Origin of the sequence: Streptomyces sp. NPDC088261, assembly GCF_044740805.1 — a bacterium.
Taxonomy (GTDB): Bacteria; Actinomycetota; Actinomycetes; order Streptomycetales; family Streptomycetaceae; genus Streptomyces.
On the sequence record NZ_JBIURL010000008.1, the window covers coordinates 105,752 to 121,418 of the forward strand.

Genomic DNA, 15,667 nt, shown 5'->3' on the forward strand with positions numbered 1-15,667 from the left:
TGACGAATCGACAGGCGCCCTTCCGTCACGCGTGCCCCTTCGTCAGAGACCCCTCCGTCAGGTCCTGCTCGCTCCGCCGCGACGCCTGAACCACCACGTGCCGCCGACCAGGGCCACCACGACCACCACGAAGCCGATGATCAGCGCCGGGTTCGCGCCGGTGTTCGTCTTCTTGGACGCGTCGGAGCGTGACGACGCCCCCGGGATCTCCCCCGGGCCGCTCGGCGCGGGTGCGGTGCCGGTGGTGCCGGCGGCCGGCTCGGCGCCGGGCGCGGCGGGGGCGAGGACCAGGACCGGGGCGGGCTTGCCGTGTTTGGCGTCGTGCGCGCCCGAGGGCTTGGCCGGCTCGACCCACCGGTCCACGCGGCCGTCGCCGTACGTCTGGAGGGTCTTGAAGGCCAGGGTCTTGAGGTACGGGAGCTGCCGTACGGTCACCGCGTAGGCGGCGGGCTGGCCCACCGCCATCTCGGGTCCCGAGACGGTGTACCCGCCGGCCGTGGGGGTGAGTTTCCAGCCCTCGGGACCTCCGGCGTAGGTGATGTCGGCCGGGACGATCCCGTCGGGCAGGATCACCTCGAGGGCGGTGATCCCCGCCGTGTCGGACTCGGTCGCCGCGGTGAAGCGCAGGGAGACGTTCTTGTCGAGGGCGCGGGCACCGGCCGCCTCGACCTGCACATGGGCCGACGCGGGGGCGGTGAGGGCGATCGACGCCGCGAGCGTGACGGCGGCGACCACGGTGGCCGCGTACGAACGGCGGCCGGTGCGTGGCCGGTTGATGCGGGACACGGGCAACTCCCCTGGTGGTGTGCGGCGGTGGGGCGGGCGGAGGCCAACGTACCGGGGGGCGGGCCGGAGTCGTAGACCTTCGTCGGTGATCCGCCGGCTCGGGCCGGGAAGTTCAGCGGCGGTGGCGCAGCCAGGCCGAGAAGGCGTCCAGCGCCGGTGCCGGGTCGGCCCGGCCGACGCCGACGCGGAAGCGGTCGGCCGGGGTGGCGGTGAGTGCGGAGCGGTAGATGCTCGCGGGCAGCAGCAGGACTCCGGCCTCCTGGACGAGGCGGGCGCAGAACTCCTCGACCCCGTCCGCTCCGAGGTAGCGCGGGTAGGCCACACAGCCACCGTCGGGCGCCCGCCACTCGAAGAGGTCGGGGAACCCCGCGAAGAACGCCTCGAACAACGGCAGGTTCGCGTCGATGACGGCGCGGTTGCGGGCCAGGATGGGCGCGCTCGCCTTGATCGCGATCCGGGCGAGGATCTCGGCGGGGGCGGAGTTGCAGATGGTGGTGTAGTGCTTGGCCCGCTCCAGGCGGGAGCGCAGCTCCCGGTCGCGGCAGACGATCCAGCCGATCCGCAGTCCGGGCAGGCCGAGGGACTTCGAGGTGACGTTGAGGGACAGGGCGCGCTCCGAGAGGTCCGCCGCCTGCGGCAGCCTGCGGGACGCGTCGCGCTCCAGGCCCCGGTAGACCTCGTCGCTGAACAGGTGGATCCCCCGCTCGTCGCAGAGCGCCGCGAGCCGGGCGAAGTCGGCCGGGTCGACGACCTTCCCGGTGGGGTTGTTCGGGAAGTTGACGGAGACGACCCGGGTCCGGGGCCGGATCGCCGCCGCCACCCGGTCGAGGTCCAGCGCCCAGTCCCGCGCGGGGTCCAGGGCCACTCCGGTGACCTCGCACAGCGACAGCGGTACGGTCTCGGCGGCCTGGTAGTTCGGCGTGACGACCACGGCGTGGTCGTCGGGGCCCAGCAGCGCGTGCATGGCCAGATAGAGGCCCTCCTCCGCGCCGGCGAAGCAGATCACGTCGTCGGCGTCCGCGTGCGTGTATGTCGCCGCGATCGCCCGGCGCAGGCCGGGATCGCCGAAGGTCTCCGTGTAGCCGAGGGACAGGGTGTCCCAGGCGTGCCGGTCCTCGTCGTCGGCCAGGCTCAGCAGTTCGCCCATCGGCATGGTCTGCGCGTCGGAGGCGGTCAGGTGGTGACGGGCGGTGAACTCCCAGCGGGAGAAGTACGTTTCGAGCCGGAAGTCGGGCAGCCGGGTCATGGGCGGGTCCTCTGCGCTCGGTGCTCGGCGAGCAGGGAGTAGACGGTGGAACGCGATGTCCTGAGGGTGTCCGCGACGGCGGGGACGGCCCGGCGCACCGCGAAGATCCCGTCCCCGTCGAGTGCGCCGACCAGGGCGAGGCGGTCCTCGCGGCTGAGCCGGTCGACGGGACGGCCCCGGGTGCGGACGAACGTACCGACGGTGTGCCGGAGGCGTTCGGTCCAGTCCTGTTCGAACAGCGGCCCGGGGCGCGGCGCCACGGGGGCGGCGAATCCGGCGAGGACGGCGGCGGCCTGCTCCAGGGGGGTGCGGTCGAGGTTGACGCAGAGCACGGCCGACGGCTCGCCGTCCGGGTCGCGCAGGACCGCGCTGACCGAGGACAGGCGCCGCCCGTCGGCGAGCAGCTTCTCGTACGGTCCGAACACGTCGCGGGCGGACGGGTCGAGCCGGTCCAGCTCACCGAGCAGCGAGGGGCTTCCGGGGCCCCGGTCGGTCATCGGGTTCCAGACGCCCAGGACCGTGTCCGCGCGGACGTCGTGGAGCACCACCTCGGCGTAGGGGCCCAGGAGCAGCGCCACCGCCTGGCACACCGGTGACCACAGGCGTACCCGGGGGTCGTCCTGGTCCGGCATCTCGCCCATGGGCTGGACTGTAATTCCAGCCCGGACGGAATGTCCAGACGCCAGGACCGGGCCTGGACTCCGGCGCGCGGGACCCGGGGGCGGCTCCAGCGGACCGGCTCCGGCCGGACCGCGCGGCGCGGCCGGCCCGTTCAGAGCGGGATCTCGGCCCAGATCGTCTTGCCCGCCCGCGTGTACCGCGTGCCCCAGCGCTCCGTCAGCTGGGCGATGATGAACAGACCCCGCCCGTTCTCCTCGTCGCCGCGGGCCCGGCGCAGGTGCGGGGAGACGCTGCTGCGGTCGGACACCTCGCAGATCAGCGTGTCCTCCCGGATGAGCCGGAGCTGGATGGGCCCGTTCCCGTACCGGATGGCGTTGGTGACCAGTTCGCTGACGACGAGTTCGAGCGTGAAGGCGGCGTCCGTCAGCCCCCAGGCCTCCAGCCGGCCGATGGCGAACTCCCTGGCGCTGCCCACGGCCCGGGGATCGGCCGACACCTCCCAGGTGGCGACCTGGGCGGCGTCCAGCGCGTGGGTACGGGCCAGGAGGAGCGCGATGTCGTCCGCCGGGCCCCCGTCCAGCATCGCCCGGAGTACGGCTTCGCAGGTGGCGTCGAGCGAGGCGTGCGGGTGCGCCAGGGCGGACCTGAGGGCGTCCCGGGGGTCATGGCCGTCGTTCTTCCGGGGCGCCGACAGGAGGCCGTTGGTGTAGAGGGCGAGCAGGCTGTTCTCCGGGATCCGCAGCTCGGTGGCCTCGAACGGCAGCCCTCCCGTCCCCAGCGGCGGCCCCTCCGGGACGTCGACGAAGTCGGCGCTGCCGTCGGGGAGCACCAGCACCGGAGCCGGGTGCCCGGCACGGGCGACGGTGCAGGTGAGCGAGACCGGGTCGTAGATCGCGTACAGGCAGGTGGCACCGGTGGCGCCGGCCGTGTCGCCCTCGTCCGACTCGGCCCGCAGCGGCCCGAGGACGTCGTCCAGATGGGTGAGCAGCTCATCGGGGGCCAGGTCCATGTCGGCGAGGGTCCGTACGGCGGACCGCAGGCGGCCCATGGTGGCGGAGGCCTGGAGGCCGTGTCCCAGGACGTCACCCACCACGAGCCCGACGCGGGAGCCGGAGAGCCGGATGACGTCGAACCAGTCGCCGCCCATCTCCGACACCGAGCCCGCGGGCAGATAGCGGGTCGCGGTCTCCACGGCGGCCAGATCGGGCAGCCGCTTCGGCAGCAGGCTCTGCTGGAGCTTGAGCGAGGTCCGGTGCTCGCGGCTGTAGCGGCGGGCGTTGTCGACGCACACGGCCGCCCGCGCGCCGATCTCCTCGGCCAGCAGCAGGTCGTCGTCGTCGAACGGGTCCGGGCGCGCGTCCCGTACGAACACCGCCACGCCCAGGGTGACCCCCCGCGCCCGCAGGGGTACGGCGATGCCGGAGGGCGGGCGGTGGCCCAGGGCCCGCGCCCCCGGCCGGGGCCCGGCCGTCGTGCCGAGCCAGCCGGCCGCGTCGCTCCTGCTGTCGATGCCGGCCCGGATCGGGCGGCCGAGCGCGAGGGAGCGTCCGGGCACCGAGTCGGGCGGGTACGCGTTCAGCTCGCCGGGCTCCCACGCGGTCTCCGGCTCCGGGTCGCCCACGGTGCTGCGGGCCACCCGCCGGAGGGTGATCGGCCCGGACTCGGGCAAGGGGGGTGGTTCGTCGCCGTGCAGCACCGTGTCGAAGAGGTCGACCACGGCGAGGTCGGCGAACCGGGGGACGGCCACGTCGGCCAGCTCCTGGGCCGTACGGGCGGTGTCGAGCGTCGAGCCGACCCGTACCCCCGCGTCGGTGAGCAGCGTCAGCCGGTCCCGGGCGAACATGAGCCGCCTGATGCGCTCCTCCCGGTCCAGCCGGATGCGGGACACCAGAATGCTGACCGAGGTGGCCGCGGCCACCAGGGTGATGGTCACGATCCGCTGGCCGGCGGGCAGATGGTCGACGATGCCGCCGTAGACGATGAAGATGCCGACGAGGGTCGCGCCGCAGATGACGAGGGTCTGCCGGAACGAGAGCAGCGCGCTCGCCACGAGCGGGGCCAGGACGGAGAAGCCGCCCAGCCTGATCACGCCGTGGTGCGAGGCCGGGACCTGCGCGAGGGTGAGCAGGACGACGAACACGAGCAGGACGACGAAGACGCCCATCTTGCCGCCGTGGCGAACGGAAGACACCCAGACCCACCTCCCGGGGCGGGACTCGTGGTGCCGTCATGCCCTTGATCAACGGTAGCGCGTACGGACAAACGCGGCGATGCCACCGCAAGCCGGGCGCGCCTCGCGGGCGCGTCCGCCGCTCTCGCAACACCCCGGAAAACAACCCGCAACGAATCTATTGACTGTTTGCTATAGCGCCCTCACTCTTTCCTTCATGAGCAAGGACACCCTCGGCCCCGTGGAGACGACGTCCCTGGCCGACCAGGCCTACCGGCGGCTGCGGGACGGCATCCGGGAGGGCGCGCTGCGGCCCGGCGAGAAGATCACCGAACGGGATCTCGCCGCCCGTCTGGGGGTGAGTCCCACTCCGGTACGGGAGGCCCTGCGCCAGCTCGTCCACGAACGGGTCGTCGAACGGGTCGGCCCGCGCGCCCTGCGGATCGCCGACCACTCGGCCGCCGCGCGTGCCGAGATCGTGGAGGCCGAGGTCCGGCTCTCCGCCCTCATGGCCCGGCTGGCCGCCCGCAACGCCACCGAGGCGCGGCTCGCCGAGCTGACGGGGCTGCTCGACAGGACCGACGCGCTGGTCGCCGACATCGAGCGGACCCTGACCGCACACGGCCCCGACGCCGTGGTGGCCGATCTGCTCGTCACCGTCTTCCGCCTGCTGCGGCGGTTCCACCACCAGGTCGAGGCCGCCGCCGGCAACTCCGTACTGGAAGGTCTGCTGGCCCAGGCCCGCGCGTTCAGCGACGACGAACGGCTCGACCTCACCGTCCGGCTCGCCCCGGAGCGCGCCGAGGCGTTCCGCCGCCGGTACCGCGAACACCGGTCGCTCCTCGACGCGCTGCTCGACCGGGACGAGGAGCGCGCCGAGCTGCTCGCCTCGCACCACCACAGGGAAGCACTCCTCCAGCTGTCGGCGGGCTGATCCCCCCTCACCCCCTGCACCACCTCTTCCGCGCCTCCCCGGCGCCCCCCGCCCCCGCGTGTCCGGATCGCCCGGGTACGGCGGCCGACGGATCTCACTTTTGCTATAGCATATGGCAAGGAGCCGCCATGATGCACCACGATGCGCCAGCGCCGTCCGCCTCCTCCTCCGGTGTGGTCACTCCCCTCACCCCCGCGCCGCTTACCGCCCCCGGCCGGATGCGCGGCGGTCCGGTCCTGTGGGTCACCCTCGCGGTGTTCGCCCAGGAGTCGGTGTGGAACTTCTACGACGCCCAGGTCCCCACCCAACTGCGCCACTACCTGACCTCCGCCGGTCTGGTGGGCCTGTTCATGGGCCTGGACAACCTCCTGGGCGTCTTCATCCAGCCCTGGACGGGCCACCTCTCCGACCGCCACGCGCGGGGACGGCGCGGCCGGTGGCCGATCATTCTCGTCGGCGCGTCCCTCGCCGCCGTACCGTTCGCGCTCATCCCCCGGGCGGGCAGCCTGCCGGTCCTCCTCGCGTGTGTGGTCGGCTTCGCCGCGATCGCCAACGCGTTCAAGGGCGTCACCGAGACGCTGGTCTCCGACTATGTGGCGCCGGCGGACCGCAGCAAGGCGCAGGGGTTCGTCAAGGCCGGCGTCAGTCTGACCATCGTCGTCTCGTCCCTCATCAGCCTGCTGGTCGTCGACCGGAGTACGACCCTGGCGTTCGCGATCCCCCCGGTCCTGATGCTGGTCATGCTCGGCCTGGCCTGGACGTTCCTCGGCCGCCACCACGCCGGAGCCGTCCTGCCCGGTCCGGCCGGGATCCCCACGGGCGCCGGAGCGCCCGCCCCGCCCGGGGACCTCCCCTCGCCGTGGGCGGTCGTCAAGGACCTGGTCCGCGCGCCCACCGGCGCCAGGGCCCTCCTGATGCTCGGCATCTTCTGCTTCGCCGGGATGTGGTCGGCCCTGCGGTCCCTGCTCACCCCGTACGGCACCGAGGTCCTGGGGCTGTCGCGCGGTGAGGCCGGGGGGCTGGCGCTGCCCGGCGCGGTCGCCTTCCTCTGCGCCGTCGTCCCGGTCGCGTACGTCTCCGGCCGGCTGGGCCAGATCCGCGCGATCCGGTACGGCGTCGGCCTGTTCGTCGTGGGACTGCTGGCCGGGGTCCCCTTCCCCACACCGGCCGTCACGGTGGTCTCGATGGCGCTGGCGTCGACCGGCTACGCCGTGTTCGCGGTCAACGCGCTGGTCGCGCTCTGGAACCTGGCCCCGGACAGCCGGGCCCTGGGCACCTACACCGGTCTCTACACCGTGGCCTCCGCCTCCGGCATGGCGTTCGGCCCCGCGCTGCTCGGGGTCACGGTCGACCTGACGGACTGGCGCTACATGTTCCTGAACGCGGCGGTCCTCGGCGCGGTCACCTTCGTGGTCTTCACCCTCCTGGTCCGCCGGAACCCGGCCGGGGCGGCGCGGGTCGGGGCCGTACCGGCCGATTCACCCGGATGACGACGGCCGGTACGGCACGTACAGACACCGCCGCGTGCGGACATCGGCACGCACAGACACCGGCACATACAGACAAGGACTCATCGTCATGGAATTCCGCATCCTCGCCCCCACCGGGGCCCTGGGCGCCGGTTTCGACGCCGACGCGTTCCGGCGGGGTGTCGACGCCCGCCCGCACGTCATCGCGTGCGACGCCGGGTCCACGGACAGCGGCCCGTCCGCGCTCGGTTCGGGCGTCCCGAAGCTCTCGTCCCAGGCCGTCGCCCGCGACCTGCGCCTGCTGCTCAGGGCCCGCGCCGAACTCGGCGTACCGCTGATCATCGGCTCCTGCGGCACCAGCGGCCGTGACGTCGGTGTCGACGGGGTGGCCGCTCTCGCGCGGGCGATCGCGGCCGACGAGGGACTCCACTTCAAGCTCGGCCTCATCTACGCCGACCAGAGCCCCGCGCGTCTCCAGGCACTCCACGACGCCGGCCGGATCCGTCCCCTCGCGAACGCGCCGGCCATCGACCGCGACCTGTTCGCCCGGGGGCACACCGTCGCGATGATGGGCGTGGAACCCATCCAGGCGGCCCTGCGCGACGGCTGTGACGTCATCCTGGCCGGGCGCGCGAGCGACACCGCGCTCTTCGCCGCCGTACCGCATCTGTACGGCGCGGACCCGGGGCTGACCTGGCACATGGCCAAGACGATCGAGTGCGGCGCCGCCTGCGCCGTCCCGCCGTCGGCCAACGGGCTCCTGGTCCACCTGCGTGACGACCACTTCGACGTGACGACGCTCGCCGAGGGCTCCCGCCTCACCCCGCGCTCGGTGGCGGCGCACACCCTGTACGAGAACGCGGACCCGTTCCGTGTCGTGGAGCCGTCCGGCACGCTCGACACCACCGACGCCACCTACGAGGCGGTGGACGAGCGGACCGTACGGGTGCGGGGGGCCCGCTACCTGGAGGCCGACGGCTACACCAACAAGCTGGAGGGCGCCGAACTGGTCGGCTACCAGACGGTCATCATCGGCGGGGTGCGCGACCGGGTGGTCATCGAGCGCCTTCCCGAGCTGCTGCCGCTCGCGAAGAAGTACTTCGAGGCAAAGATCCTCGATGTCTTCGGCGGCGAGGTGGACCCCGGGACCGTCGACATCGACTACCGCCTCTACGGCGCCGGAGCCGTACTCGCGGGATCGGAGCCCGCCGCCCCGCACCCCCGGGAACTGGGCGTCCTCATCACGGTGACCGCCCCGGAGCAGTCCACCGCCCACGCCGTCGCGACCTTCGTGGCCCACGCCAGCAGCCATCTGCCCATCCCCGAGTACGACGGGCTGGTCAGCACCCTCGCCTATCCCCACTCGCCGCCGGAGACCGACCGGGGCGCCCTGTACCGCTTCACCCTGAACCACGTCGCCACCGGCGTGACCCCCACCGAACTCTTCCGCACCGTCACCGAGGAGCTGTGACACCGATGGCCACCCTGCTCGACTACTGCTCCCTGGTCCGCTCGAAGAACGCGGGCCCGTTCACCCTCACGTTCGACTTCATGTGCCACGACCGGCGCGCCTACACCGCCCTGGTCGGTACGGGCGTACTCAACGCCGCTTTGTTCGCGGGCCTGTTCGGGACCGACGAGGACGACATCCTGATCGTGAACCACCCGTCGGCCCTGGCCGTGAAGGTCTCCCTCCCCCGCCCCGTGGTCCAGGGCGACCTGAGGGACAGCGACCACTACGGAGGCCAGCAGTACGCGCCCCTCCTGGAGCTGGACCTGCCCGGACTCCCATCTAGGGAGCCGTGACCGAGCGGAGAGCGGGGCGCGTTCCTGTCTGGAGGACGAGGTGGGTGCCGTACGCCGTGAGCCGCGGCGATCTGCCGTCCGCGGCCTCCGCGTACACCCGGGAGCGGCGTGGTGCGCCGGCGCCGGTGGCGTAAGGCCCCTTGCGCGGGTCGACGGAGACCAGTCGTCCCCCGGCGATCCACACGGCCCGGGAGCCGGCGAGGACGACGTCGTCGTTCGTTCCGCCGTCCTCGGGGCCGCTGGTCCTCCACAGGGTCCCGCCGGTCCTGAGGTCCAGGGCGATCCAGCCGCCGCTGGACGAGTCCTCGGCGTTGACCGTACGCAGCACCAGGACGCCGTCCGGGGTGATCACGCCGCCGTACGGTTTGTCCCCCGGCCGCCAGAGCGTGCCGGCGAACCCGAGCGTGGCGGGGTCGACCCGGACGACGGGCGGGAAGGTGTCGCCGGCCGCGGAGCCGCTCTCCGCGCAGATCAGATAGCCCGGCGCGCCGATCAGGGACGGGCAGGGGTGGGCGGGGTCGGACGTGGCGACCACCTCGCCCGTCCGCCCGTCCCGTGCGACGGCGCGGGCGCCGGACTCGACGGTGAGGACCCGGCCGCCGCGCGCGAAGGGCGTGGTCCCGGTGGTGTCCCGCTGCCAGAGGGGGGCTCCGTCGGAGGCGCGGTACGCGAACAGCGTGTGGGGCTCGGCGGCGGTCGCGCCGTACGCGGCCGCGTAGACGACGCCGCCGGCCGCGGCCGGCGGCCCGAAGGTACGTCCCGCGGGGAGCGCCTTGGTCCACGCGACGCGGCCGTCGGCCGGATCGACGGCCCGGAGCGTACGTCCACCGGCGGCGACGGCACGCTCCCCGTCCACCACGGCCCCGGCACTCCTGCCCTCCGCCCCGTCCGCACCGACGCTCCACACGACCTCACCGGTAGAGACGGAGCGGCCCACAAAACCGGCCGCGGCCACGGGACACACGAGCAACCGCTCACTGGCCAGACACCTCCCCGAGGGCCCCGCCCCACCGGCGCCGACCACCCAGTCCCGCCACCCGGCCCCCGCCCCTGCCCCGGGCGCCCCTGACGCTCCGCCACACCCAACGGTGAGCAGGAGCAGCGCAACCCCCGCCACCCGAAACGCGGGACGCAACCTCATGGCAGGTATCACGAAGCCTCCGTTGCCGTGCGCCGAAGGATGCCAGGATGGGAAGCAGGCACTCTTCTGGGGGATTGATGCAGGTCGACGTACGCGTAAACGGTGAACAAGGCGAGCTGCGCTCTCTCTACCGGTCGTTGACTGTTGACGACGAATTGCGTTCCGCCCGCATCCGACTCGTCGGCACCAGTAGACCAGGTGAGATGGGAGTGGGGCTGGAGCTGATCGAAGTGATCCTGGAAAACGCCTGGTCGGCTTCGTCCTTGGCTGTTGCCGTGGCAGCCTGGAGACACTCCCGGCCACGACCGGGCCGTGTCACGCTGCGTGTGGGTCAGACAGACGTCGAGATCAGCGGTGACGACGCGGAGCAAGTGCGACGCATCGTCGACCTGTGCTCGGCAGCGGCCGTCACCCCGCCACCCGCGTCTCCCGACAGCACGGGCGAGGACCCGAGCGCGTAGGCGACCGCGATGTCGATGCCCAGCCCGTCCGGAAGCCGCGCGGTCCTCATCGGGGTCAGCACCTACGACCATCTGAACAACATTCCCAACATCGAACGCAACCTGACCGACCTGCGGAACCTGCTGACCGGCCCCCGGTCGTGGAACCTGCCCGAGGAACACTGCCTCGTCCTGTCCAATCCCGCCCATGCACACCAGGTGCTCAGCGCGGTCCAGAACGCCGCGCAGGAGGCCACCGACGCCCTGCTCATCTACTACTCGGGTCACGGCCAGATCGATGCCGACGGGGACGAACTCTTCCTCACCGTCCCGGGCAGCCGACCCCACACCATGTGGACCGGCATCGAGTACAAGCACATGCGCCGGGAGATACAGAAGTCCCGCGCCAGATTGCGCGTTGTCATTCTGGACTGCTGCTACGCCGGCCGCATCACCGCAATGGGGGACCGCGGCGAACTCGTGGAGAAGGCCGCGGCCGAGGGCACCTTCCTCCTCGCCGCTTCACCACCGACGGAGGCCGCCCTCAGCTATCCGGAGGAACCTCACACCGCTTTCACCGGCGAGCTGCTCAGCGTCCTCAACCACGGGGTGCCGGACGGACCCGCACTGCTGGATGCCGGCACGGCCTTCCACCACGTCCGCCGAAACCTGATCCAGCGTGACCGGCCGAGGCCGAGCATGAAGGCGAGCAACACCGCAGGCGCGGTGCCTCTCGCCGTGAACGCACAGTACTCACCACCCCACGACGCCCGCCCCCTGCCACATCGGACACCTCCCCAAGAGACACCGGCACCGCCGGCGGACAACTCCGCGGACTTCGCCAAACGCCCCGGCGGTTGCGCCATGTTCGTCCTGGTCCTGGTGCTGACCGTGCTGGTTTTCGCCACCTGGGGCATATCCACCGGCGATCTCTTCTACGCGTACAAGGCCAGCAAGGCCCAGGAACCTGTCGAGGACCCCTCCGATGCCGTCGTCGCCTACAGCGTCCTCGCGGCGGTGTGCATCGGATGGCTCGGACACCGCCGCCTGCTCCGCCCGTACGGACTGCGCATCTCCGAGGACGGCATCCAGGTGCGGGCCGGAAACAACGGCCTGACTCACTACCCCTGGCACCGGATCGTCAGGGCCGGAGTCGAGTGGGAGCCTACGCGCCGTCGCGGACGCGGGCGTTTCTGTCTTAACGTCCGGTTGCGGGAAGGCACACCGTCCCAGCTTTCCTGGTCGGCCCGAAGAGCCCACAGACGAGAGGGCCGTGACACCATACGTCTCTCCGTTCTCGACCGGCTCAACTGCGCGCCAAGAGACGTCGACCAAGCCCTCAACAAGTTCGCCCCCAGAGGGGTGTGGACGCCTACGCACGCCGCGCAACGCCCGAAATATGCCGCACCTGAGCCCGATCGGCCACCCACTGAACTGCGTGGCAAAACCCGCCGCGTACGCCTCGGCCTGCTCACCCTCGTCCTGGCAGGCGCCGCCCTGGCCCCCTGTCTGATCATCCTCACCACCGTCCCCGCGTACCCGTACGGATGGGAAACCGTCGGCCTGGCCCTGTGGACGCTGGTGCTCCTGCTTCCCCCGCTGGTACCGGCATTGCTCCTGAGGTGTTCCGGGAGCCTGGTCATCGGCGCCGACGGCATCACACACACGACCGCGCACAGGAGGCGTCACTGGTCATGGGACCGAGTGGAGCGCGTGGGAGTCATGTCCTGGCTGCGTAACACGCCTACGACCGGTGTCCTGTTCCTCACCACACGTGAGCCGGGTTCGCCGTCGCCCGCCACAGGTCTTCGCAAGATCCTCGGACGCGTTGAAGCCCGCCTGGGCGGCGAACTCGTCTGCGACCTCGTGTCCCTCGGAATCTCCCGCAAGCAGGTCGAGGCAGCGATCCGACAGCACACCGAAGACGTATGGGACGACAGTCCACGCCCGGAACACGGAGTCATTCAGGACGACGAACACGCAGCCCATTACGAGGGCAGCTTCGTCGGCCTGCGTACCCTCGGGGCGATCGGTGCAACAGCCCTGGTGTACGTAGGCCTCATTGTCGGAGTCGTGGGCCCGCTTGCCGACCACCAAGCCGCCTCCCGAATGTTCGGAGCCGTCGTGGTCTACACACTAGTGATCTTGATCTGTTTGACGCTCCTGCCGCGCAAGCCTCTCACCGTGCGAATCGACGATCGGGCCCTCTCCCTGAGCTCAGGCGCCCGCCAGCTGATCATTCCCTGGGAACACGTCAATGCCGTGGGCCCCGTCGCCACCGCGGCCAAGAAAAAGGCTTACGACACCCTCGTCGTATGGCTGAACCGAGAGGAAGCGTCCCGCTATCGCGGTTACTGGCGGTTGGGAGCCCAGTTGACCGATGTCAGGCTCCACGTGGCCAGCGTCCGCTTCGGCGCGGGGGCGCTGTCCATCAGCCCCGAACGGCTTGACGACGCGCTGCGCCGCTTCGCGCGGGAGCGTTACCACTCCGGAACCACACGGCCCGACAGCTCCAACGGCGAAGCGGCGCGGGGCACTGCCTGACCTTCCGGGCCCCATGGCGGCAGCTGGTCCTTACGCCGCCGGCGTCTTCGCGTGGTCGGCCTCGGGAGCCTCGTCAAGGGCCTTGGTGTGCTTGCGGTTCGGGAGGAGGGCCAGGACGATCATCGTGCCCGCCGCCATGATGATGCCGCCGACCAGGCTGGTCGTGGCGATCGCGTCGGAGAACGCCGTGTGGGCCGCCGCGACGAGGTTCTCGGCCTGGGCCGGGGTCGCCCGGGGGTCGTGGGCCAGGTCCTGGGCCACGGCGAGGGCTCCGCCGAGGGAGTCGCGGGCGACGTCCAGGGGCTCCGGGGGAAGTGCCGTGCCCACCGCGTCCGTCAGGTTGTCGCGGTACGAAGTCGCCAGCAGGGAGCCGAGGATGGCGATGCCCAGCGAGCCGCCCAGTTCGAGGGCGGTGTCGTTGACGCCTCCGCCCACGCCCAGTTGGTCCTCGGGGAAGGAGCCCATGATGGTGTCCGTGCAGGGCGCGACGCTCAGTCCGACGGCGAAGCCGAGCAGGATGAACGGGGCGAGGAAGTCGCCGTACGTGGCACCCGCGTCGATACGGGTCAGGAGCAGCACGCCGACCGTGCCGACGGCCATGCCCGTGACCACCGTCGTCCGCATGCCGAGCAGTGGGGTCACGCGCCCGCTCACCGCCGCGGCGACACACACGCCTCCGGCGAGCGGCAGCATGCGGACGCCGGTTTCGAGGGGGCTGTAGCCCAGGACGAACTGGAGGTGCTGGGTCATGTAGTAGAGGGCGCCGAACGTGCCCAGGAAGAACATCAGGACGGCGATCGTCGATCCGCTGAACGCGCGGTCCCGGAACCTGCGCACGTCGAGCACCGGGTGCGGATGGCGCAGTTCCCAGAGGACGAAGCCGGCGATCCCCAGTCCCGCGACGACGGCCGCGGCGACCGGGCCCGCACCCCAGCCGAAGTGCGGCCCCTCGATGACCGCGTACACCAGCGCTCCGACGGCGACGATGGACAACAGGCCGCCGACGACGTCGATCCGGCCCATGTCACGGGCGCGGGACGGGGGGACCAGGACGAAGGCGCCCACGACCGCCGCCAGCGCGATGGGCACGTTGATGAGGAACGTCGAGCCCCACGCGTGGTCCTCCAGCAGCCATCCCGCGATGAGCGGCCCGAAGGCGACGCCGAGACCGGAGGTGGCGGTCCAGGCGGTGATCGCCCGGGCCCGTTCCTCGCGCGGGAAGGTCGCCACCAGGAGGGAGAGGGTCGCCGGCATGATGACCGCGGCTCCGACGCCCATCACGGCCCGGGACGCGATCACGGCCCCGGTGGAGTCCGCCAGACTCCCCGTCACGGCGCCCGCCGCGAAGACGAGGAGGCCGGCCACCAGCGCGCCCCGGCGGCTGTACTTGTCGCCTATCGCGCCCAGGAGCAGCATCAGCGCCGCGTAGGGAACGGTGTACGCGTCGATGACCCACTGGAGTCCGCTGCTGTCCAGGCCGAGGTCCCGGGTCATGTCGGGCGCGGCCACGATGAGCGCGGTGTTGGCCATCACGATGATCAGGAGACTCAGGCACAGCACCAGGAGCGCCCACCACCGCTTGGAGTAGGGCGTGCGCATCTGGTCGACCGGGGTCGGGGCGAGGAGGGGCATGGCGGCTTCCTTCAGGGAGCGAGGCTCTTATTTGCTCAGCGATGTGCACGTTAGCTTCTTGCCCATCGGTGTGCAAATAACGTGTCCCACGCCTCGCGCCGGGGCGCGCGCCGACGATTGCGGCCCTGCCCGCCGATGTGCAGACTGGATCTCCCATGACGAAGACCGCCCCCGAGCCCCAGCGCCGCAACGCCCGTGCCAACCGGGCACGCATCCTGGCCGTCGCCCAGGTCGAACTGAGCCGCAACCCCGACGCGACGCTGGAAGAGGTCGCCCGGGCCACCGGAGTCGTACGCCGGACCGTCTTCGGGCACTTCCCCGGGCGCCCCGCGCTGCTGGAGGCCGTGGCCCAGGAGGTGTCGCGGGTCCTCGGCGAGGCGGTGGAGGCGGCCGTGTCGCCGGACGACCCGCCCGAGCGGGCGCTGGCCCGGTTCGTCCTCGGCATCTGGCCGGTGGGTGACCGCTACCGGATGCTGATCGGGCTGGCCCGGCGCGACCTGGGCGTCGAGCGGGTCTCGGAAGTGCTCGCCCCCGCGCGCGAGAGGGTCACGAGCATCCTGGAGCGGGGACAGGCCGTCGGCGCGCTCCCCGCGCATGTGCCGCCGCGCGTCCTCAGTACGGCCCTGGAGGCCATGGCGCTGTCGCTCATCGAGAGCGTCGGCGCGGAGGCCTGGCGGGACGACGGTACGGCGACGGCGACGGCGACGCTGATCGCGGCCGGTGTCCCGGCGCGGCGCGCGGAGGCCGAGGTGCACGACCTCGCCGCGCTGCCGGCCCGTACGGCGAAGTCCCCTACGGCGACGTAGCGTCGCGGAGACGGCGGCTCCGCGCGGGCAGGTCGTGGCGTCGCGGTGATGGCGCTCGCGCGGGACAGCGGC

General features: G+C 72.0%; 13 protein-coding genes. 7 read left to right on the forward strand and 6 right to left on the reverse strand.

The window, feature by feature from the left end:
• Positions 1-57: 57 nt before the first annotated feature.
• The 4 genes from ACIODU_RS17615 to ACIODU_RS17630 all read right to left on the reverse strand — a co-directional run bounded on the left by ACIODU_RS17615 (position 58) and on the right by ACIODU_RS17630 (position 4,844).
• Positions 58-786, reverse strand: coding sequence for a DUF1775 domain-containing protein (locus ACIODU_RS17615; protein ID WP_356427176.1), 729 nt, complete (start codon positions 784-786; stop codon positions 58-60).
• A 112-nt stretch (positions 787-898) separates the two neighbouring features.
• A complete protein-coding gene (locus ACIODU_RS17620; protein WP_401768410.1) occupies positions 899-2,032 on the reverse strand; it encodes an aminotransferase class I/II-fold pyridoxal phosphate-dependent enzyme in 1,134 nt (377 codons plus the stop codon).
• Positions 2,029-2,673 carry a transcriptional regulator gene (locus ACIODU_RS17625; protein WP_401768412.1) on the reverse strand — a complete coding sequence of 215 codons (645 nt, stop codon included), beginning with the start codon at positions 2,671-2,673 and terminating at the stop codon, positions 2,029-2,031. The genes ACIODU_RS17620 and ACIODU_RS17625 overlap by 4 nt, the downstream gene beginning before the upstream one ends.
• Before the next feature lie 131 nt (positions 2,674-2,804).
• Positions 2,805-4,844, reverse strand: a complete 2,040-nt coding sequence (locus ACIODU_RS17630) for a SpoIIE family protein phosphatase (RefSeq protein WP_401768414.1) — start codon at positions 4,842-4,844, stop codon at positions 2,805-2,807.
• 196 nt (positions 4,845-5,040) lie between these two features.
• On the opposite strand from ACIODU_RS17630, the gene ACIODU_RS17635 reads away from it, so the two are divergent.
• The 4 genes from ACIODU_RS17635 (at position 5,041) to ACIODU_RS17650 (ending at position 9,032) form a co-directional block, all read left to right on the forward strand.
• On the forward strand, positions 5,041-5,757 hold the full coding sequence (locus ACIODU_RS17635) for a GntR family transcriptional regulator (protein WP_401768415.1): 717 nt from the start codon (positions 5,041-5,043) through the stop codon (positions 5,755-5,757).
• Between the two features lie 128 nt (positions 5,758-5,885).
• Positions 5,886-7,247 (forward strand): MFS transporter, encoded by a 1,362-nt coding sequence (locus tag ACIODU_RS17640; RefSeq protein ID WP_401768417.1) that lies wholly within the window; start codon positions 5,886-5,888, stop codon positions 7,245-7,247.
• An 88-nt stretch (positions 7,248-7,335) separates the two neighbouring features.
• Positions 7,336-8,697 (forward strand): acyclic terpene utilization AtuA family protein, encoded by a 1,362-nt coding sequence (locus tag ACIODU_RS17645; protein ID WP_401768419.1) that lies wholly within the window; start codon positions 7,336-7,338, stop codon positions 8,695-8,697.
• Between the two features lie 5 nt (positions 8,698-8,702).
• Positions 8,703-9,032 (forward strand): DUF4387 domain-containing protein, encoded by a 330-nt coding sequence (locus ACIODU_RS17650; RefSeq protein WP_401768421.1) that lies wholly within the window; start codon positions 8,703-8,705, stop codon positions 9,030-9,032.
• Here the strand turns inward: ACIODU_RS17650 and ACIODU_RS17655 are convergent.
• Positions 9,019-10,173: a PQQ-binding-like beta-propeller repeat protein gene (locus ACIODU_RS17655; protein ID WP_401768423.1), complete on the reverse strand. Its 1,155-nt coding sequence runs from the start codon at positions 10,171-10,173 to the stop codon at positions 9,019-9,021. The two genes, ACIODU_RS17650 and ACIODU_RS17655, sit on opposite strands and share 14 nt — an antisense overlap.
• Before the next feature lie 77 nt (positions 10,174-10,250).
• On the opposite strand from ACIODU_RS17655, the gene ACIODU_RS17660 reads away from it, so the two are divergent.
• Both ACIODU_RS17660 and ACIODU_RS17665 read left to right on the forward strand, forming a co-directional pair.
• The gene (locus ACIODU_RS17660) at positions 10,251-10,634 is read left to right on the forward strand and encodes a hypothetical protein (RefSeq protein WP_401768425.1); all 384 of its coding nucleotides are present in this window, start codon (positions 10,251-10,253) and stop codon (positions 10,632-10,634) included.
• A 9-nt stretch (positions 10,635-10,643) separates the two neighbouring features.
• Positions 10,644-13,157 carry a caspase family protein gene (locus tag ACIODU_RS17665; RefSeq protein ID WP_401768427.1) on the forward strand — a complete coding sequence of 838 codons (2,514 nt, stop codon included), beginning with the start codon at positions 10,644-10,646 and terminating at the stop codon, positions 13,155-13,157.
• Between the two features lie 30 nt (positions 13,158-13,187).
• Here the strand turns inward: ACIODU_RS17665 and ACIODU_RS17670 are convergent, their stop codons facing one another.
• A complete protein-coding gene (locus tag ACIODU_RS17670; RefSeq protein WP_401768429.1) occupies positions 13,188-14,789 on the reverse strand; it encodes an MFS transporter in 1,602 nt (533 codons plus the stop codon).
• A 155-nt stretch (positions 14,790-14,944) separates the two neighbouring features.
• On the opposite strand from ACIODU_RS17670, the gene ACIODU_RS17675 reads away from it, so the two are divergent.
• The gene (locus tag ACIODU_RS17675) at positions 14,945-15,595 is read left to right on the forward strand and encodes a TetR/AcrR family transcriptional regulator (RefSeq protein ID WP_401768431.1); all 651 of its coding nucleotides are present in this window, start codon (positions 14,945-14,947) and stop codon (positions 15,593-15,595) included.
• The last annotated feature ends 72 nt before the right edge of the window (positions 15,596-15,667 follow it).

Bases quoted from the DNA above. Each gene is read 5' to 3' on its own strand.
- ACIODU_RS17620 (WP_401768410.1), bottom strand. From the start codon at position 2,032: ATGACCCGGCTGCCCGACTTCCGGCTCGAAACGTACTTCTCCCGCTGG.
- ACIODU_RS17635 (WP_401768415.1), top strand. From the start codon at position 5,041: ATGAGCAAGGACACCCTCGGCCCCGTGGAGACGACGTCCCTGGCCGAC.
- ACIODU_RS17675 (WP_401768431.1), top strand. From the start codon at position 14,945: ATGACGAAGACCGCCCCCGAGCCCCAGCGCCGCAACGCCCGTGCCAAC.
- ACIODU_RS17660 (WP_401768425.1), top strand. From the start codon at position 10,251: ATGCAGGTCGACGTACGCGTAAACGGTGAACAAGGCGAGCTGCGCTCT.
- ACIODU_RS17625 (WP_401768412.1), bottom strand. From the start codon at position 2,673: ATGGGCGAGATGCCGGACCAGGACGACCCCCGGGTACGCCTGTGGTCA.
- ACIODU_RS17645 (WP_401768419.1), top strand. From the start codon at position 7,336: ATGGAATTCCGCATCCTCGCCCCCACCGGGGCCCTGGGCGCCGGTTTC.
- ACIODU_RS17665 (WP_401768427.1), top strand. From the start codon at position 10,644: ATGTCGATGCCCAGCCCGTCCGGAAGCCGCGCGGTCCTCATCGGGGTC.
- ACIODU_RS17650 (WP_401768421.1), top strand. From the start codon at position 8,703: ATGGCCACCCTGCTCGACTACTGCTCCCTGGTCCGCTCGAAGAACGCG.
- ACIODU_RS17670 (WP_401768429.1), bottom strand. From the start codon at position 14,789: ATGCCCCTCCTCGCCCCGACCCCGGTCGACCAGATGCGCACGCCCTAC.
- ACIODU_RS17655 (WP_401768423.1), bottom strand. From the start codon at position 10,173: ATGAGGTTGCGTCCCGCGTTTCGGGTGGCGGGGGTTGCGCTGCTCCTG.
- ACIODU_RS17640 (WP_401768417.1), top strand. From the start codon at position 5,886: ATGATGCACCACGATGCGCCAGCGCCGTCCGCCTCCTCCTCCGGTGTG.